The sequence below is a fragment of the Antarctobacter heliothermus genome (assembly GCF_900188425.1).
Taxonomy (GTDB): Bacteria; Pseudomonadota; Alphaproteobacteria; order Rhodobacterales; family Rhodobacteraceae; genus Antarctobacter; species Antarctobacter heliothermus.
In genome coordinates this window covers 14009-33534 of sequence record NZ_FZON01000033.1, presented here as the reverse complement: position 1 = coordinate 33534, position 19526 = coordinate 14009, and the positions used below count along the sequence as shown (strand labels likewise).

General features: G+C 63.6%; 13 protein-coding genes. 6 read left to right on the top strand and 7 right to left on the bottom strand.

Going from position 1 to position 19526, the window contains the following annotated elements:
• The 3 genes from CHB90_RS15985 to CHB90_RS15975 form a co-directional block, all read right to left on the bottom strand.
• Positions 1-5697 (bottom strand): beta strand repeat-containing protein (locus CHB90_RS15985; protein ID WP_170941089.1); only part of this gene is annotated, 5697 nt, incomplete at its 3' end.
• Positions 5698-5959: 262 nt separating this feature from the next.
• Positions 5960-7186, bottom strand: a complete 1227-nt coding sequence (locus CHB90_RS15980) for a type II secretion system F family protein (RefSeq protein WP_089278862.1) — start codon at positions 7184-7186, stop codon at positions 5960-5962.
• Entirely contained in the window at positions 7183-8673 is a 1491-nt protein-coding gene (locus CHB90_RS15975) for a GspE/PulE family protein (protein ID WP_089278861.1), read from the bottom strand. The genes CHB90_RS15980 and CHB90_RS15975 overlap by 4 nt, the downstream gene beginning before the upstream one ends.
• 145 nt (positions 8674-8818) lie before the next feature.
• Here CHB90_RS15975 and CHB90_RS15970 point away from each other — a divergent pair, with 145 nt between their 5' ends.
• The 3 genes from CHB90_RS15970 (at position 8819) to CHB90_RS15960 (ending at position 11446) form a co-directional block, all read left to right on the top strand.
• Positions 8819-9340: a toxin-activating lysine-acyltransferase gene (locus CHB90_RS15970; RefSeq protein WP_170941088.1), complete on the top strand. Its 522-nt coding sequence runs from the start codon at positions 8819-8821 to the stop codon at positions 9338-9340.
• An 11-nt stretch (positions 9341-9351) separates the two neighbouring features.
• The gene (locus CHB90_RS15965; RefSeq protein ID WP_245823268.1) at positions 9352-10284 is read left to right on the top strand and encodes a Hint domain-containing protein; all 933 of its coding nucleotides are present in this window, start codon (positions 9352-9354) and stop codon (positions 10282-10284) included.
• A 244-nt stretch (positions 10285-10528) separates the two neighbouring features.
• Entirely contained in the window at positions 10529-11446 is a 918-nt protein-coding gene (locus CHB90_RS15960; RefSeq protein ID WP_245823267.1) for a Hint domain-containing protein, read from the top strand.
• A gap of 131 nt (positions 11447-11577) precedes the next feature.
• Here CHB90_RS15960 and gspD read toward each other — a convergent pair whose 3' ends face one another.
• Complete coding sequence (gene gspD / locus CHB90_RS15955) at positions 11578-13410, bottom strand: type II secretion system secretin GspD (protein WP_245823266.1); 1833 nt, start codon at positions 13408-13410, stop codon at positions 11578-11580.
• A gap of 235 nt (positions 13411-13645) precedes the next feature.
• Entirely contained in the window at positions 13646-14119 is a 474-nt protein-coding gene (locus CHB90_RS15950) for a type II secretion system protein N (protein WP_141135903.1), read from the bottom strand.
• Between the two features lie 119 nt (positions 14120-14238).
• Between CHB90_RS15950 and CHB90_RS15945 the strand changes: the two genes are divergently transcribed.
• Positions 14239-14751 carry an outer membrane protein assembly factor BamD gene (locus CHB90_RS15945; protein WP_089278857.1) on the top strand — a complete coding sequence of 171 codons (513 nt, stop codon included), beginning with the start codon at positions 14239-14241 and terminating at the stop codon, positions 14749-14751.
• On the opposite strand, the gene CHB90_RS15940 is transcribed toward CHB90_RS15945, so the two are convergent.
• The gene (locus tag CHB90_RS15940; protein ID WP_089278856.1) at positions 14748-15725 is read right to left on the bottom strand and encodes a DMT family transporter; all 978 of its coding nucleotides are present in this window, start codon (positions 15723-15725) and stop codon (positions 14748-14750) included. The two genes, CHB90_RS15945 and CHB90_RS15940, sit on opposite strands and share 4 nt — an antisense overlap.
• Before the next feature lie 133 nt (positions 15726-15858).
• Between CHB90_RS15940 and CHB90_RS15935 the strand changes: the two genes are divergently transcribed.
• Positions 15859-16797 carry an ABC transporter ATP-binding protein gene (locus CHB90_RS15935; RefSeq protein WP_089278855.1) on the top strand — a complete coding sequence of 313 codons (939 nt, stop codon included), beginning with the start codon at positions 15859-15861 and terminating at the stop codon, positions 16795-16797.
• Positions 16794-17555, top strand: a complete 762-nt coding sequence (locus tag CHB90_RS15930) for an ABC transporter permease (RefSeq protein ID WP_089278854.1) — start codon at positions 16794-16796, stop codon at positions 17553-17555. The genes CHB90_RS15935 and CHB90_RS15930 overlap by 4 nt, the downstream gene beginning before the upstream one ends.
• A gap of 49 nt (positions 17556-17604) precedes the next feature.
• Here the strand turns inward: CHB90_RS15930 and CHB90_RS15925 are convergent, their stop codons facing one another.
• The gene (locus CHB90_RS15925) at positions 17605-19491 is read right to left on the bottom strand and encodes a hypothetical protein (protein WP_089278853.1); all 1887 of its coding nucleotides are present in this window, start codon (positions 19489-19491) and stop codon (positions 17605-17607) included.
• Between the last annotated feature and the right edge of the window lie 35 nt (positions 19492-19526).

Below are 19526 nucleotides of genomic sequence, written 5' to 3'. Positions count from 1 at the left end.
GCCCGTGCCCACTTCGGCCCCGGCAAAGGTAAAGCTGACCGCCGCCTCATTGGCCGCGTTCACCGGATCCTGGTCAAAGGCCACCGTATAGCCAGCAGGCACCGTGGCGTCCTTGGTCGTGGTGTCCGTCGCATCCACGCCGGTGTTGCCCGCCGCATCCGTCAACGCAACCGTCAGCGTCAGCGTGCCGTCACCCAGACCAGAGACATCGATCCCCGTGATCTGATCCGCCGCCGTGGCAATGGTGCCGCTGCCGGTCACAGGCGCACCGCCACCATCAGAGGCGATGCTATAGGCATAGCCCGTGCCCACTTCGGCCCCGGCAAAGGTAAAGCTGACCGCAGTTTCATTGGCCGCGTTCACCGGATCCTGGTCAAAGGCCACCGAATAGCCCGCTGGCACCGTGGCGTCCTTGGTCGTGGTGTCCGTCGCATCCGCGCCGGTGTTGCCCGCCGCATCCGTCAACGCAACCGTCAGCGTCAGCGTGCCGTCACCCAGGCCCGACAGGTCCAGCCCACTCACCACATCGGTCGCCGTGGCAATCGTGCCGCTGCCGGTCACAGGCGCACCGCCGCCGTCCGAGGCGATGCTATAGGCATAGCCCGTACCAACCTCGGCCCCGGCAAAGGTAAAGCTGACCGCAGTTTCATTGGCCGCGTTCACTGGGTCTTGGTCAAAGGCCACCGTATAGCCCGCTGGCACCGTGGCGTCCTTGGTCGTGGTGTCCGTCGCATCCGCGCCGGTGTTGCCCGCCGCATCCGTCAGCGCAACCGTCAGCGTCAGCGTGCCGTCACCCAGACCAGAGACATCGATCCCCGTGATCTGATCCGCCGCCGTGGCAATCGTGCCGCTGCCGGTGACAGGCGCACCGCCGCCGTCTGAGGCGATGCTATAGGCATAGCCCGTACCAACCTCGGCACCGGCAAAGGTAAAGCTGACCGCAGTTTCATTGGCCGCGTTCACCGGATCCTGGTCAAAGGCCACCGTATAGCCCGCAGGCACCGTGGCGTCCTTGGTCGTGGTGTCCGTCGCATCCACGCCGGTGTTGCCTGCCGCATCCGTCAACGCAACCGTCAGCGTCAGCGTGCCGTCACCCAGACCAGAGACATCCAGACCGCTAACCACATCGGTCGCCGTGGCAATCGTGCCGCTGCCGGTCACAGGCGCACCGCCGCCGTCCGAGGCGATGCTATAGGCATAGCCCGTGCCCACTTCGGCCCCGGCAAAGGTAAAGCTGACCGCCGCCTCATTGGCCGCGTTCACCGGATCCTGGTCAAAGGCCACCGTATAGCCAGAGGGGACGGTAACGTCCTGCGCCGTGCCGCTGACGGTAAAGTCATAGGGGGCTTCATCGACGTCGTTGTTGCCCAACGAGACGTCAAAGCTGAACGGCAGGCTGATGGTGGGATCGGTCAGAATCCCGGCCGCCGGTGTATACAGAATGGTGACCGTCGTGCTGCCGCCGATTGCGACAGAGGTCACAAGCGGTCCGGTCACGCTGTCCACCACCACGTTGGAGGCCCCAGAGATCACCGGCGCTGCGGCAAGGGTCAGGACGTCCGAACCAGTGTTCGAAATGGTCAGCGTCAGCGTCTGCTGCGCCCCCGCATCCGGTGTCCCCTGGTCCAGCGTGCCGCCATCGGCAACCGCCCCCCCGATAGAGCCGGAGATGTCGATTTCCGGCGAGATCACGGTCAGCGTGGCCGACGCCGTGCCCGAATTGCCCAGAGACGAGGTCAGGTCGCCGGACAGATTGTTCAGCGCCCCCGTGGCCGTCGGCGTGACATCCACGCTGATGGTACAGCTGGACGCTGCGGCAAGGCCGCCGCCGGTGTAGCTGACGGTCCCTGTCCCGCCCGTTGCGGTCAGCGTGCCGCCGGTACAGGTGGTCGACGCGTTGGGCGTTGCCGCAACGGCCAGATTGGCGGGCAGCGTATCGGTGAAATCAAGCGCAGATGCGGCAAGAACCGAACCAGAGTTGTCGATGGTGAATGTCAGTGTCGAGGACTGGCCAAGGTTGATGCCCGCCGGTGAGAACGCCTTGGCAAAGCCCGGCTGCGGCACAACGGTCAGGGAATCGCTGGCATTGCCAGAGTTGCCCAGGGACGAGGTCAGGTCGCCGGTTGTGTTGACCAGAGTGCCTGCTGCGGCAGCGGTCACATCGACGCTGACAGTACAGGTGGCGGCGGCGGCAACAGTGCCGCCCGTATAAGAGACGGTGCCGCTGCCCGCCGTGGCCGTCAGGGTGCCCCCGGTACAGGTGGCAGAGGCATTGGGCGTGGCGGCGACAACCATCCCTGCCGGCAGGTTGTCGGTCACGTCCAGAGAATTGGCCGCGATAATCGAGGCGCTGTTGTCCACCGTCAGGGTCATCGTGGTGGAAAAGCCCAGAGCAATCGCCGCATCGGCAAAGCTCTTGTCGAAGGTCGGTGCCGGGACCACAACAAGCGAATCCGACACCGCCGCCTCGGTTGGCACACCGCTGATGAACAGCTGGCTGGTGGTATTGGTATAGCTGCCCAGAGCGGCGCCACCGGGGACGGTGACCGTGGCGGTCAGCGTACAGGTCTGGCCGACCCCCACGCTATAGCCCGAAGCCGTCAGAAAACCGGAGCCGCTGAACGTGCCACCGCCGCCGCAGCCCGCGCTGGCGGCGTGGCCAGAGGCCACGGTGCCGCTCAGCATCGCATCCAGATCGTCGGTAAAGCTGATGCCGGACACCGAACCGCTGCCCGCGTTGACAACGGTCAGGCTGAGAACGGTGCTGCCGCCCGCCGGCACACCGGCGTCGGCAAAGGACTTGCTGAACGTCAGATCGACGGCCCCCGCAACGCTGAGCGTATCGCTGGCCGCATCGCCCGCCACCGCCAGACCGTCAATGGTGGCGGTCACGTCAGAGGTGGTGTTGTCGACCGGCCCCAGCCCGGCCGCGCCGGGAACGGTCAGCGACGTGGTGAGCGTACAGGACGCCCCGCCCGCAAGCGCCACGCCGGACACGTCGATGGTGTCGGTTGCCGTGCCGGTGATCGTGCCACCGCAGGTATTGGACAACACGCTGTCAAATGTCGTGCCCGACAACATGGCGTCCAGATCGTCGGTAAAGGCGATGTCGCTGGCGGCACGGCTCGGGTCTTCGTTGGTCAGGGTAAACTGCAGCGTCACCGCATCACCGGGAGCAACCGGATCATCGGTGAAGTCTTTTGACAGCGAAATCAGGTTGCTTTGCACGATCAGCGTGTCTACCGCCGGATCGGTTGTGCCAAAACTGGTAGAGAGGCTGCTGGTGATGTTGCCATAAGACCCGTCTGCCGCAGCAGCCGGCACCTGCACCTCTACCTCGATCGTACAGGTCTGACCGGACAGGACACTGCCGCCTGTGTAAATCAGGAATGTCGTTCCGGACAGCGACCCGCCGCACGTGTCCAGGCTCGCCGGACCAGTGCCCGCGAGGCCGGACAGATTGGTCTGAAGGTTGTCGGTGAAGAAGGTAATCGTTGCGTCGTCCGTCGGGTGCAGGTTCTCGATCGAAAAGCGCAGCGTCGTGGTCTCACCGGCGATCACCGGGTTGGTGAGGAATTCCTTGGTGAAGTTCAGGCCGACGACAGACAGATCGTCGGTCGCTACGCCAAAGTCGAACGACTGACCACTTGCCGCGCCGGACAGCACGCTTGTGGTGTTGGGATAGTCGCCAATTGCCGCCGACGCCGGAACGTTCAACGTGACCGGGATCGCGCAGGAATCCCCCGAGCCCGCCAGCGACCCGCCGGTGAAGGTCAGCAACGTGTCCCCGGCAGAGCCCGTAAGCGTGCCGCCACAGGCCGAGATCGGCAGGCCGGTCGCGGTGACGCCGGTGAGCATGGCGCTCAGATCATCGGTGAACGACAGCGCCGAAACAGCGGCGGATTCCGCGCCAGTGGCGATATTGAATGTCAGGGTGGCGGTGCCGCCCGGCTCTACGCCGCCCGAAAAGGTCTTGCCGAACGAAACATCCGCGCCCGCCCCTACGACAAAGCTGTCGCTGCCGCTGTTGCCCGTGACGGTGCTGCCAGCAAGGGTGGCCGTCACCGCGTCCGTGACCAGTGTGTAGGTGCCCCCCCCGAGGTCGCCCGGCGTGGTCAAGGTGACGTCAAAGGTACAGCTGGCACCCACCGCCAGCGATCCGCCTGTCAGTTCGATGCCCTGATCTTCGAAACCGGTGGACACCACGGCAACGCTCGATCCCGCGCCACAGGGGGTCGCGGGCAGGGTCGCTGTCAGCGGAAAGGACAGGGGCGGAATCGGGTCCAGAAGCACCGCGATATCCGACGCCGCATCGGTCGTCGAGGTGTTGGTGATCGTGTAGCGCAGCACGATGTCATCGCCTGCCGAAATCACCGGATCGGCGGCAAATGTGCCGTCTTCGAGGATCTCGAAGGTCAGCGTCGGCGCACTGCCACCTGCGGGAACGATCAGGCTATCAGAGGCCGCATTGCCGGTGACCGCCACGCCGCCCACAGTACCCGCCACCATCGATGTCGTGTTGGGATAGCTGCCGCCAACCGCGCCACCCGGGACGGAGACCAAAACGCGAATCGCACATGTATCTCCTCCGGATACCGTCCCGTTTGCGAATGAAATCAACGACGTTCCGGTCCCCGATACAGTGCCGCCACAGGTGTTGGACAGCAGGCTGTCATAGGTCAGACCGGCCAAACCGACGCTCAGATCGTCAGTAAAGGAGACATCAGTGGCACCCTCGAACCGGTTGAAATTGGCAATCGTGAATTCCAGCTCGGTGGTGCCGCCGGCATTCGCCGGGTTGATCAGGTAGTCCTTGGTGAGGTTCAGTGCCGCCACAGTGACAGACAGCGTGTCCTGAGCAGAGCCGACAGTGACGAAATCGGCCTGCAGGCTGGTGCTGTTGACCAGATCGCCGCCAGCGGTGGCCTTGACGTCAACCGTGACCGTGCAGGACGAACTGATCGGCAGAACCTCGAATCCGGCGGCACCGGCGAATCCATTGGCGTCGAGGGAAATGGTGCTGCTGCCCGGGGTCGCCGTTACGGTCGTATCATTAATGCCCGCACTGACGCAGTTCGTCGTGGCATTGGCCGGGCTGGCAACCTCAAGTCCTGCGGGCAGATTGTCAGTGAAATCCAGATTTCCGATTCTGGTGCTGGCGGAGGGATTGGTGATCGTAAAGGTCAGGGTCGACTTGCCACCCAGCGAAACGGTGGAAGGCGAAAAGGATTTGTCGAACGTCACGGCATTGGCGTCCACCGTCAGCGTGGTGCTGGCAGGTCCTGAATTGCCCAGCGAGGATGTCAGGTCGCCCGAGGTGATCGTGCCGGTCGACGATGCCATCACGTTCAGCACGATCTGACAAACCCCGCCCGCAGCGATATCGGCATCGGCAAAACTCAGCGTCGTGCCACCCGATGTCGCGGACACAACCGCGCCGACGCAGCTGGCATCGACGTCCGGATCGCCCCGAAATGTCATGCCCGCAGGCAATGTCGTGCCAAAAGCCGCATCAACCGCAGAACTGCCGCTACCACCGTTGTCAATCGTGTAGGTCAGGGTCGCGACGTTGCCCGCCCCGATCGTCGTGGGGGACACCGAACTGTTGAAGACCGGCTGCGCCATCGCCGCCGCCGATGTCAAAAGTGCAAGGAACCAGACCGCCACGAAACGATTGAAAAGCTGAACGACCGACATTCAAATTCCTCCTGGAGCGCAACGCCTTGCATCGCCCTGCGCCCCCTGAAAGAGACGCAAAAGCGGCGGCTGTGCTGCATATTTCACAATTGCGTAACCGAGCGGTTGACCTGTGGGAAGTCCGCACAGGGAAACACCTCGAATTCTACCGACGCGGGAAATGAAGTGCGGCATTCCGGCGACACCCATGCCTCCCGGCCACCAACCTCCGCCGTTGTAAGACCTTTAGCGGATCAAGGGGAGACCCGGCCCCGTCTTCCCCTCAGGGCGCGACCAGCGTTTGCAGATCAAAGATCGGCAGCAATACGGACAGCACGATCACCAGCACCATGGCCCCCACCAGCATCATCAGCGCCGGTTCCATCAACGCGGCAATGCGCTTGCGCTGGGTGGACAGGCCGTTTTCCACCAGCGCCGCCGCGCGGCCCGTCATCCGTGCCAGCCGAGCCGACATCTCTCCGGCGCCGATCAACTGTCGCGCCACCGGGGGCACGACGCTCAGCGCCGTCAGCGCGCTGGACAGGGTTTCGCCCGCGCGGATCGCCTCTGCCACCTTGTCGGATTCGGCCCGGAACCGGGTGATCGTCAGAACCGACCCCGCGCTCTCCACGGCGATGGGCACGGTGTGGCGCGCGTCCAGCACCAGCGCCAGCGTGCGCAGATATTGCACCGCCGCGCCCTGCCGCATCAGCGTGCCCACCACCGGCAGCCGCAGAAACGCCCTGTCGCGCGCATCGCGCAGCGACTGGACCCGCCCGCTGATCACACCGAACGCGATCAACGCCAGTGCGATCGCGCCCAGCAGCGCCAAATGCCCCTCGATCCAGCGCGACAGCGCCATCATGCGCCGCGTCAGATCCGGCAAGGGGCGGCCGGATGTCTCGAACAGCGCCACGATCTCTGGCGCGACGGTGACAAACAGCACCCCCGCCACCAGAACCGACACAACCGCCACAAACGCCGGGTAGACCAGCGCCGATCCCAACTGCGCCCGGTCGCTGCGCGCCGTCTCAAGATGCTCTGCCAGACTGTTGAACACGCTGGACAGTTCTCCCGCCCGCTCCCCCGCCTGCACGGCGGCCAGATAGTACCGGGGAAAGCCTGCTCCGCTGGAGTCCAGCGCAACGGACAGCGGCTCTCCCTCCAGCAGGGCGGCCTGCGCGCGGGCCACCACCTGATCCAGCGCCGCCGTGCTGCCGGCGCTTTTCAGCGTGCCCAGCGCGTCGTCCACCGCCATTTCCGCGCTCAGCAGCACCGCCATCTGCCGGGTAAAGACTGCCTGCAAATCGCGCGACAGCCGCGCCGAGCCAAAACCAAAGCCAATTCCCCGCCCCCGCACGGTCCGCCCGCGCGACCGGGCCGAGATCTCGGACACATACAGGCCCTGCGCCTTCAGCTGCATTGAGGCATCGAGCTCTGTCTCGGCAACAACCGTGCCCGCCTTGCGCGCGCCCTCGGCGGTATAGGCGACATAGGCAAAGGCCCTCATCCGCCGTCCCCGACCACGCGCAGCGCCTCGGCAAGGCTGGTCTGCCCGGTGGCCACCGCCCGCAGCGCCTGCCCGATCAGCCGGTCACGCGGTTCCAGCGTGCTTTTCCACAAGGCGCCCTCACCCGCGCCATAGTTGATCGCCTCGCGCAGATCCTCATCAACTGGCAGGATTTCAAAAATCCCGATCCGCCCGTTATACCCCGACCCGTTGCAGGCCGGACAGCCCTTGGCCACGTACAGCGCCGTGGGCAGCGGCATGTTGGTCATGTCGAACTGCCTGACCTCGGATTCTGTCGGTGCATGCGGCTGACGGCAGTCCTGACACAGCCGCCGCAACAGCCGCTGCGCAATAACCCCCCGCAAGGTCGCCGAGATCAGGAAATTCTCCAGCCCCAGATCGCGCAGCCGCACCACGGCCGCGACAGAGCTGTTGGCGTGCAGCGAGGAAAACACCAAATGCCCGGTCAGCGCGGCCTGCGCGGCGGTGCTGGCGGTCTCGCCATCGCGGATCTCGCCCACCAGGATCACATCCGGGTCCTGCCGCAGCGTCGCCCGCAGCCCGGCGGCAAAGGTCATGCCGATCTCGGCGTTGATCTGGGTCTGGCTTATCCCGGTCAGATCATATTCGATCGGGTCTTCGACCGTCACGATATTGCGTTCCTCGCGGTCCGCCAGCTTGAGCAGCGAATACAGCGTCGTCGTCTTGCCCGCCCCGGTCGGCCCGGTGGCCAGGATGATGCCGTTTGGCGTGGCGGCCAGCTTTTCCAGCAGGGCAATCTGCACCTGATCCAGCCCTAACTGCTCCAGCGGCCGCAGCCCCGCCGCGCGGTCCAGAATCCGCAGCACGATCCGCTCACCGTAGTTGCCGGGCAACGAACTGACCCGCGTGTCGATCATCCGCCCGCCCAACCGCAGCGGGATGCGCCCGTCCTGCGGCAGCCGCGTTTCCGCGATGTCCAGCCCCGCCATGACCTTCAGCCGCGACACCACCCGCTTTACCGGCACATCGGCGCGGTCCATGACCGTCTGCAAGAACCCGTCAATCCGCATCCGCGCGCGCAGCCCGCCCTCATGCGGTTCGATATGCAGATCCGATGCGCCGTCCAGCACCGCCTTGCGCAACAACTGGTTGACCAGCTGGATCACCGGCGCCTCTTCGGCATCCTCCAACAGATCGCGCCCGCGCCGCTGCGTACCGTCATCGACCAGATCAAAGGTGACGCCCTGCGCCTCGCCGTCGCGCTTGGCGCTGTGATACAGCCGCGCCAGCACCGCCTCGAACGCCGCCGCGTCGGGCATGTCCAGAGGGGCCGCCAGCCCCGCGCGCCGCTGCGCCTCGCGCAGGCCGGTAGGCGTGGCCGCCGGTCCCGCCACCACGCGCACGCCATCCAATGCCACCCCGTGATCGCGCGCAAAGGCATAGGGCAGCACGGCCAACGGGTCCGGCGCAATCAGCAACAGCGGGTCCTCAGGTGTCTTGGTCATCCGGTCCTGTGTCCTGCGCAGGAGGTGCGCCACCCTTTGTGCCCTCAACACCACCGCCACCGCAACGGTCTTTCCCAACCGCTTGCAATGCTTGACAAACCGGACTGCCGTTAACCTTATGGACCAGAGCGGGGCGCAGACAGGCATGACATCGACCAAGACCGGAATGGACGGGCCGAAACCGGAATACCCGGATCAGGACCAGATCGCTGCCTATGGCGCGATCTCATTCCTCTACATGCGTGCTGCAAAATATGACCGCATCGCCCTCAGCGACATCCGCCTGCTGATCCAGCCGCCCGTTGACCTGCGGTTCTACCACGTCCGCAACATCGAGGGCGTGCCCCGCGCCGCGATCACATGGGCCTTCCTGTCACCAGAGGCCGAGGCAAAGCTGATCAACGGCCAGATGATCGCCCCGCGCGACTGGGCCTCGGGCAAACAGGCCTGGATCATGGAACTGATCGCCCCCTACCCGGGGTCGAACCTTGGCGCGAGACTGACAAAGACCTTTCTCAAAACGCTGGGACCGGACCACCTGACCGCCAGGTTTCCGCGCTTTGCCTCCCCCGGCGTTCTGAAACACGTCACCGAATTTCGCCGCGACGGCCCGGACAGGTGGACAAGCCACCGCATCCCGGCCCGCGAATTTGACACCATTTCATAAGGAATAAACCCATGGGTTCCGTTGGCTCCATGCAACTCACCAGCCCCTCCGTCGCGGCGTCCAGCACGACGACAGAAGGTCCGACCGACGACACCTATACCTACGATGTCGATTTCAGCGTCGTAGGTCCGACGTTTGTCTTCACCGGCGACTTCGAGTTTGTCGATGGGGGAAGTGACAGCAGCTACGGCTTCACACCGTCAGGGTCGTTTCCCGGGACGTTCAACCTCAACGCCGCCGACGGGACATTCACCTATACCGTCACGGCGGCGCAGGTACAGGCCAGCGGCCTCAACAGCCATTCCGGCACCGTGCAGGGCAACAGCACCTTCGGCGGCTTTGACACCGACTCTCTGAATTTCAACTTCACCCTCTGTTTCGCCGCAGGCACCGGCATCGCCACGCCCACCGGCGAACGCGCGGTTGAGCAGCTGGACATCGGCGACCTCGTGACCACGGCAGACGGGCGCAGCGTGCCGGTGAAATGGATTGGCCGCACCAGCATCAGCCCGATGTTCAAACCCGCCGACCGGCTAGAGCCGGTGCGCATTCGCGCGGGGGCCTTTGGCGACGGCGTGCCAAACAGCGATCTGACCGTCACCGCCGATCACGGCATGGTGCTGGACGGACTGGTCATCACGGCGGGTGCGCTTGTGAACGGCACCTCGGTGCAGTGGGTCGACTGGCGGCGCTATGGCCAGACAATCGCCTATTACCATGTCGAAACCGCGGCGCATGACGTGATCCTCGCCAATGGCGCGGCAGCGGAAACCTATATCGACTACGTCGCGCGCAGCAGTTTCGACAATCACGCCGAATACCTCGCGCTTTATGGCACCGAAACCGCAATTCCAGAGATGCCCCTGCCTCGGATCAGTTCCGCCCGGCTGGTTCCGGCATCTCTGCGGAACCGCCTGTCAGGTCGGGTGACAACCGCCGCCTAGGCGCGGCTCCCTCCCACCCGCGCACGACATTCGCGCGATCTGTGACGTTGATCTCAGGCCCTCGGACGCGCGAGGGCTTGACTCTTTTGGCGTCAGGCGAAAAGTTAACAAAAGGTTAATCAAAGACTAATCGTTGGTGCGGGGCGTATGTGTCCCGCGCATTTCTTCGGGGCGTGTGTCGCGGCGCAAACCCGGTGCCAGACAAGACAAATCAAACCCAAAACCCTTTGTTTCGGGAAAGAACATGGCCACCTATACCGCAAGCAGTTATTTCCGCTATGAATTCGACTCCGGCACAACCTACAACTTCCTGAGTCAGGACTTCTCGCCGACCTATACCTATGACGATCTGGAGGCCGACACGACCTTTGAGGTCGGGGATGACATCAATTCAAACACAGTCACCGCAACCTTTCTGGGGACGGTGGAGCTGACCTTGGCCGGTGGCGCGACCACCGTGGCGATGGTTGCCGAGATGAGCACCGTCCCCTCCAGTCAACGCATCCTGATCCTGTCCGAGAACGTGGATCCGGCAAACGTGACCTTGCCTGCCAGCATCGACCTCAACACTCTGAACACCAGCGATTTCACCACCTGCTTTGCCACGGGCACACAGATCGCGACCCCAATCCACGACCGCACGGTCGAGGATCTGCACATCGGCGATCTGATCCTGACAGCGGACGGCCGGCAGGTGGCTGTCAAATGGATCGGGCGTCAGACGATCCTCAAGCAGTTCCGCGGTGACCGGGCGCGGCTGGTCCGCATCCGCAAAGGCGCGTTGGGGGGCGGGCTGCCCGCGTCCGACCTGACGGTCACCGCCGACCACGGCATGGTGCTGGACGGTCTTGTGATAAATGCCTCTGCGCTGGTGAACGGGCACGGTATCGACTGGGTTCCCCTGTCCGATCTCTCCGACTGTTTTACCGTCTACCATATCGAGACAGCAGCGCATGACGTGATCCTCGCCAATGGCGCGGCAGCGGAAACCTATATCGACTACGTCGCGCGCAGCAGCTTTGACAATCACGCCGAATACCTTGCGCTTTACGGCGTTGAGGCGTCGATCCCGGAAATGCCCCTGCCCCGCATCAGCGCGGCCCGGATGGTCCCGGCGCCCTTGCGCGCGCGCCTGTCCGGACAGGTGACAGACGCCGCCTGAGGGGGGCTATTGCCGCACCCGACCTGCGGTCCAGCGCGGGCGCAAACCCTAAGACTTTGTAAAATCGTCTCTGTAACCCATTGATTTTTCACACCCGGCTTGCTGTCCACGCGTGGACAACACGTCAGGGGTCACTTTGAAAACTTCAACCGGCTGGGCAGCGGCGGATAGTTTTTCGTCTCTGCCGCGCGATCGATAAAGGTCGCGTCAAACGGCTGGTTCAGGTCTGCCCCATCAAAGGGCAGCGTCCCCAAAGGCGTCTGCGGAAATCGCGTGCTATCCTCAGGCTGGATCGCAAGGCTCGCCTTCTTCGCCTCTCGCGTCAGCTCACGCGTCAGACGCGTCGCCTCCTTGTCAGAGGTCACGATCCGGGGCCGCAACAGCACCAGCAAGACCCGCTGGTTCTTGGTCCCGGATTTGCCCCGGAACAGCCCGCCCACGATGGGCAGCTTGGAAATCCCCGGCACCCGCTGCGAGCTGGAGCCAAAGCCGTTTTCCAACAGCCCGCCCAGCATGATCACATTGCCGTCGCGCACCAGAACCGTGGTCGACAGCGCCCGCTTGGCGGTGATCTCTCCGCCCGCCGAAGAGACCGCATTGGTCAGGTTCGACACCTCTTGCTTGATCACCATGCGCACGGTCCCATCCGCATTGATCTGCGGCGTCACGTTCAGCGTCAGGCCCACGTCCTGCCGTTCGATGGTCTGGAACGGCTCCGACACCGCGCCCTGACCCACCTGGCTGAACTGCCCGGTCACAAAGGGCACGTTCTGGGCCACGACGATCTCTGCCTCCTGCCCGTTCAGCGTCAAGATCGACGGCGTCGACAACAGCCGCGTGCTGCGGGTCTCCGCGATGGCCGTCAACAGCCCCGCAATCCCGGTGCTGTTGTCGCCCGCCCGCCCGCCGATCACACCGCCGTTGCCGGGGTTGGCCACGTCTCCGTTCAGAACGGTGGACACAAGGCTGGTCAGGCTGGGCCGCCCTTCCAGCGCGAACTGCACCCCGCCAATGATCGCATCATTGAGGATCGCGCCGAACTGCACCGACAGATCGGAAAAGCCATCCACCGACATCTCAAAGATCACCGCCTCGACCAACACCTGTGTCGGGCGGCGGTCCAGATGCTGCACCATGATGACGATGTCCTGCATCCGGTCGGCAGGCGCGGAAATCAGCAGCGAGTTGGTGCCCGGCTCTGGCACGATGCGGATCTGGCCACCAGTGCCGCCGCTGTCCGCGCCCTGAAAGCTGCGCAACACCACATCCGCCAGCGTCGCCGCCTGCGCATAATTGATCTGGACCACGCGGCTTTGCTGGTTGTTCTGCTGCGCGTCCAGACGCCCAGACAGGATGCGGATCTGTTCGCGCAGATCCCGCGGCCCCAGCACCAACAGCGCGTTGGACCGCGCATCGACACTGACGCTGGCGCCGTCGGGCACGATTCCCATGGACTGGATCACCTGCAACACTTCACGCGCGTCGGCGTTGCGCAGGCGGATCATCTCGATCGGCTCAGAGCGCGGCTGGTCGAGCTGGGAAATCAGGGTCTGGATGCGGCGATGATTGCCGGACCGGTCCGACAGGATGATCAGCCGCGCATTGGGCACGGTGGAAATCACCGCCTCGGACGGCAGCAGCGGGCGCACCACATCGACCACCTCGGAGACGGGAATGTGTTGCACATGGATGACACGAGTCTCATAGAGACCCGTCCCGGCACCACCTGGAGCCAGTTCCCGCGCGGTGTTCAACGGAACAATCCGATCCGCGTCGACGCCCTGCACAATGGTCAGGCGATTGACCTCCAGCACGTTGAGAAAGATCTCATACAGCGCGGCAGAGGTCACGTTTTCCGGGGCCAGCACAGTGACAGTACCCCGCACGCCCGGATCAATGACAAAGTTGCGCCCCGTCGCCTCTGAGACGATCTCAACAAAGCTGCGCAGGTCGGCATCGCGCAAATCCAACGCCCCTTGCGCCCGGACAAGCCCCGGCAACACTATTAGAATTCCGATGATACCTGCCAGACACCATGCGCGAATCCGCGCGGGTCCGCTCAAATCGGTCAAAGTTCCTGCCCGCACTTTCGTGCCCTCTCGATCATGTCATGCGCCGCGTGTTTCACGGTCGTTGCGCACAACATACAGCCAAACAAAGGGCTTGTCTCCCCCTGGGCGAATCGTTCGGCGCAGGCGGTCAGTCGCGAAAGGCCAGAAAGGCATCCTCGCCGTGATTGTCCACGCGCAGGCCCCCGGTTTCTATCCCGGTCACGATGACATTGTCGGCAAGGGTGTCACCGACGCGGATCAGCCGTTCACCTGTCGGATGAGAGATGATGGCCCAGCGTGTGTCCCCATCGCTGACCACCCCTTTGAGCGCGAAACCAAGGCTGTCCAGCGGTGGCGCAGGCGGGCGCGGCGGTTCTTGATGTACCGGAACGGGCGGGCGCGGCGGTTGCGGTTCAGGTGGCTGATAGCTGCCAAACAACGATGGCCAACGGACCGGCGGTCGCGGTTCGGGAATATCCAGCGCAAGCGTATCATCCGCAGGCGCAGGGGCCAGCGCCGCCGCCTCTGGCAGCGGGTTTTCGAGCGCGCGATATAGCCCCTGACCGGCCCAGATGGCGGCGGCAAGGGTCAATGGCGTCAACAGCCAGGCAAGCCAGCGCATCACGCTCTCCATCCTATCCCACGGGCGGTCTTGGGTTTTCGTGGACGCCGCCCCCTGTCCGGTGGTATCATGCGCGGTGATCAAGGCAAACCTTGGCGACGACAATGAGGACAGAGCAGATGACCCCCAAACGCGTGATGCTGGCGTCTATGGCGCTTGGTGTGCTGTTGCCCCTTGCGGCCTGTGGCACCGCGGAAAGCACGTCTTCGGGCTTTCGCAAGAATTATGTTGTGGCGCGGTCGGCGCTGGAAGAGGGCGAATACAGCCAAGCGAACCGGCAATATGCCCGGCTGATGACCAGCGCGGGCCCGTTCCTGCCCCGCATCCAGCTGGAATATGCCCACAGCCTGTTGCGTGCGGGCAACTATGCCCAGGCCGCCCAGATGGCCGAGGCGATGTCGATGGCCAGCGACGGCGCGGCCAGTGCAGCGGCACTGGCGGTGGCGGCCACGGCCCGGCACGAACTGGGTCTTGAGGCGCTGGCAGAGGGCAAGACACAGGCCGGAAAGATGCATCTTGAACACGCGCAGGCATCCATGGCGCAAGTGCTGTCCACGCACCCGGAACTGGACCCGCTGGGGTCACTGGCCGGGCGTCAGGCCAGCATCGCGGTGCGTCTGAAGGCGCTTTAGCGCCGCCCCCAGCGGGAGCGCCGCCCTGGTGCCGGTTGCGCCTTGGCCTGTTCACGCAGAAAGACAAAGACGCCCGCCCCGATGATCAGCAGGCAGCCGGCCCAGGTTGCCGGGATCGGCCACTCGCCGAACACCATCCAGCCCCAGAAGATCGCCAGCGGCAAGCCGATGTATTCGAACGGCGCAATCGTGGCGGCATCCGCCATCCGGTAGGCGGCGGCAAGGCAATAGCCAACCACCCCGGAACACAATCCCAGCCCCAGAAACACCACCCAGTCCCCGGGCGCGGGCCAGACCCAGGCGCGCAGCAGAAAGATCAGGCTTTCGTTCTCTATCCCTTCGGCAAAGCGACCGTCCCCGGCGATCAGAAAGAACAGCGTCGAGACAATCAGGAACGTCCCCTGCACATAGACCGCCAGGGCCGAGGCCCGCGTGGTCATGCCCAGCCGCCGCGTCAGCACCTGCATCAGCGCGTAGAACGCCGCCGCGATGACCGGCAGCAGCAGCACAAAACGCGAGGCAGAGACCTCTGCCTTCCACGGCTCCTGCATCACGACCACGCCTGCGAAGCCGACAATCACCGCGCCAATCCGCAATGGCCCCACCTTTTCCCCCAGAACGGGGATCGACAGCAGCGTGATCAGCAGAGGCGCGACAAAGAACAGCGCCGTCGCCTGCCCCAGCGGCAGCACCGCAAGCGCGCTGAAATAGGTCATGTTCGACAGCACCACCAATAGCCCGCGCAGCAGGTGCAGGCCCGGCGTGCTGGTCCGCAGGACACCCAGCCCGCCTTCGGCAAAGACAAAGCCGAAGGAGAACACCAACCCGATGGCAGAACGGGCAAAGATCATCTGGTGCAGCGGGTAGCCACCAGACAACACCTTGATCAACAGGTCATTTACCGAAATGGCGACAATGCCGATGCAGATGAACAGGATGCCAAGGGAGGGGCTGTTGAGCTTTGTGGGGGTCATGCCTTGGCCTTAGGGGGCGCCGTCCGGGGCTGCCTGTCTGTTTGCGACATGCATGGTCACTATGCGTTTGTGCTCAATTGAACATCACGCCCGGACGGTTAGGTTGCGCCTCAGCGAACAAGGAGGGCCAAGTATGCCCATGGTAGACATCCGCGACGTGCGGAAACAATACGATGACGGGTTCGAGGCGCTCAAGGGCGTCTCGCTTGCCATTGAAGAGGGCGAAATCCTGGCCCTGTTGGGACCGAACGGCGCTGGAAAGACAACGCTGATTTCAGCAATCTGTGGCATCACCCGGATCACCGGCGGCAGCATCGCTGTCGGCGGTCATGACGTGATAGCCGACTATCGCGCTGCGCGCAGGCTGGTGGGTCTGGTGCCGCAGGAAATCAACCTGGAACCCTTCCAGAAGGTCGCTGACGCCGTGCGCTTTTCGCGCGGCCTGTTCGGCAAGCGCGGCGACGAGGCCCTGGTGGAACGCATCCTGCGGCGGCTGTCGCTGTGGGACAAGCGCGACTCCAAGGTGATTGAACTGTCGGGCGGCATGAAACGCCGGGTGCTGATCGCCAAGGCGTTGGCGCATGAACCACGGGTGCTGTTTCTGGACGAACCCACCGCCGGGGTCGACGTGGAACTGCGCCGCGACATGTGGGAAACCGTGCGCGAGTTGCAACGCGACGGCGTCACCATCATCCTGACCACCCACTACATCGAAGAGGCCGAGGCGATGGCCGACCGCGTCGGCGTGATCAACAAGGGCGAAATCCTGCTGGTCGAGGACAAGGCAAGCCTGATGGCGCGTATGGGCCAGAAGGAACTGACCGTCGACCTGGTCGACCCCATCGAGACCCTGCCAGAGGCGCTGTCGGACTATGACCTGCGTCTGACAGGGGACGGCACGCAGATCGTCTACAGCTATGACACGCGGGCAGAGCGCACCGGGATCGGGCGGCTGATGGGGATGTTGGCGCAATCCGGGTGCAACGTGCGCGACGTCCACACGGCGCAGAACTCGCTAGAAGACATTTTTGTCGGGCTTGTGGGTGATCAGAAAAAGGAGGCCGCAGCATGAATCTCCCCGCAGTCCTGTCGATCTACAAGTTCGAGATGCTGCGCTTTTTCCGCACCATCCTGCAAAGCTTTATCTCGCCCGTCGTGTCGACATCACTATACTTCGTGGTCTTCGGCGCGGCCATCGGGTCGCGCATCGATCAGGTGGAGGGTGTTAGCTATGGCGCGTTCATCGTGCCGGGTCTGGTGATGCTGTCCGTCATGACGCAGGCCATTTCCAACGCCAGCTTTGCCATCTACTTTCCCAAGTTCATCGGCACGATCTACGAACTGCTGTCCGCGCCGGTGAATTTCCTGGAAATCGTGTTGGGCTATGTTGGCGCGGCGGCGACCAAGGCGTTGTTCATAGGCGTGGTGATCCTTGGCACCTCGGCGCTGTTCGTCGATCTGGAAGTCCAGCACCCCGGCGCCATGCTGGCCTTTCTGGTCCTGACCTGCGTCAGCTTTGCCCTGCTGGGGTTCATCATCGGCATCTGGGCCAAAAGCTTTGAACAGTTGCAGCTGGTGCCCCTGTTGATCGTGACCCCGCTGGTGTTCCTTGGCGGCAGTTTCTACTCGATCTCGATGCTGCCGCCCGCGTGGCAGACGGTCGCCTACTTCAACCCGGTGGTCTACCTGGTGTCCGGGTTCCGCTGGTCGTTCTTCGGGATTGCGGATGTGCCGATCGCGGTCAGCCTTGCGGCCATCGCCGGGTTTACGGCGATCTGCATGATTGCGATCTGGTGGATCTTCAAGACGGGCTGGCGCATCCGCAGCTAAACCTATCGCCCCGTCCGGCACATCCCTTGCCGGACGGGGTTTTCGGGATCTAGAGCACGCCGGGGTCTTCGCCAAAGGACGTGATGATCTCTGACCCGTCATCCATCAGCATCACCCGCTCGATGCGCTCACCCGCAGCGTTGCAGGTGTCCTGATAGCTTTGCCATGGGTAGGCGTCACCGGGATCGGTCATGGTCGAGTTTGCCAGGACACCGCCCTGATAGACATTGGTCAGCACTCGGTCATCGTCATAGGTGTTGGTCTGGGAGGTACGGACACCAGAGGCATCATATGTTGTGTCTATCGTCCGCCAAACAAATTCGTCGCCTGCGTCGGTGACAGTCACCTCACGCCTCACGCCGTCCTCATAGGTGGTCTCGACGATCTGCCCATTGTCCATCACCATTACCCGCGCGGTGACCGCCCCGGTGGCATCGAACGTGTCGGTGTAGCGGGTCCAGTTCAGCGTATCAGCGACGTCGGTCACACGCAGCAGGGTCCGGTCCCCGTCGTCGTATTCGCTTTCCAGACGCAGACCGTTGTCCTGCACCATAGACCGCAAGACCCGCGCCCCACCTGCATCCAGAAAATCGGTATAGGTGTGCCAGTTGAAATCGTCATTGCCGTCGGTGACGGTTCTCGACGCATGGGGCGTGCCATTTCCGGGTAAAATCGCGATGTCATAAGCCCCGGCCTGCGCGTCGCCATTGTCATCAACGAACAGCGAGTATGCGCCATCGACCGGCGCAACAAAGGTCGCCCGCCATGCCCCGCCCGTGTCCACAACCTGAACCCCGGCGATATTGCCGCTCACGGCACCGCTGGCGTAGGCCACACTCCAATAGGTCGAACCGGCATCGGCCGCCGCAACGCTGAACGACCCGCCGGACCCGCCGCCATAAAGGCCCGTCAGGGTCACGGTATAGGTCTCCCCCGCCTCCAGCGTGACAAGCAGGCGGTCGACCTCGTCGCTGCCCGCCACTGACCCGGCAAAGCTGTCGCCGGGCGTCAGGGTATAGATCGTGTCCAGCCCAGTCGCCGCATCGACCGTTTCGGTGACAGCCGTCCCGCCAAACGGTCCGCGCGCCTCAATCGTGTCGATTTTCTGGCCGTTGTCCAGTGTCATGGACCGCCAGGTCCGTGCTCCCGCTGCGTCGAACCTGTCCACATAACTTGACCAGGAAAACGCGTTTTCGACGTCTGTCATGGTCGACACCCGTCGTTGCCCACCTTCGAATTCCAGCACCTCGACGCGCCCGTCGTCATAGGCGATGCGCTGGTTCGTCAAGACATCTTTCACATCATAGAATCTCTGGATTTCATCCCAACCAAAGGCGTCGTTTCCATCCGTGACGGTCGAGGACAGCTTGAGTCCGTTGGCAAAAACCGTCGTCACCTCGCGGCCGTCATCATAGTCCAATTCCCGCAGGACATGGGCGCCGCCGAGATCAAAACTGTCCGTGTAGTGCGCCCATATGAAGTTGCCACTAGTGTCGGTGACGGTATGTGTCGTGACCGCCGCACCATCCCCTTCGCTGATGGACATGCGATAGTCGGCAGCCTGCGGGTCGCCATTGTCATCCACCAAGAGCGAGTATTCGCCCGACACCGGCGCAACAAACACGGCCCGCCATGCGCCGCCGATATCTGTCACCTGAACGCCCGCGATATTTCCATTCAGCGTGCCATCGCCATAGCTCGCGCTCCAATAGGTCGAACCGACGTCGTAGTTGGCGATGCTGAACCGCCCCGTGGACCCGCCGCCAAACAACCCGGTGAGCGTGACGTTGTAGGTCACGCCTGCCTGTAGTGTGAAAAGGGTTCTGTCGGTCTCGTCGCTGCCTGCAACAGAACCGACAAAGATGTCACCCAGCGTTAGCGAATAGATCGTCTCCAACCCGGTCGCAGCATCCGTCGTCTCAAAAATAGTGGCCATAAAACACGCGCCTTATCAAATCAGATTGGCCTTAT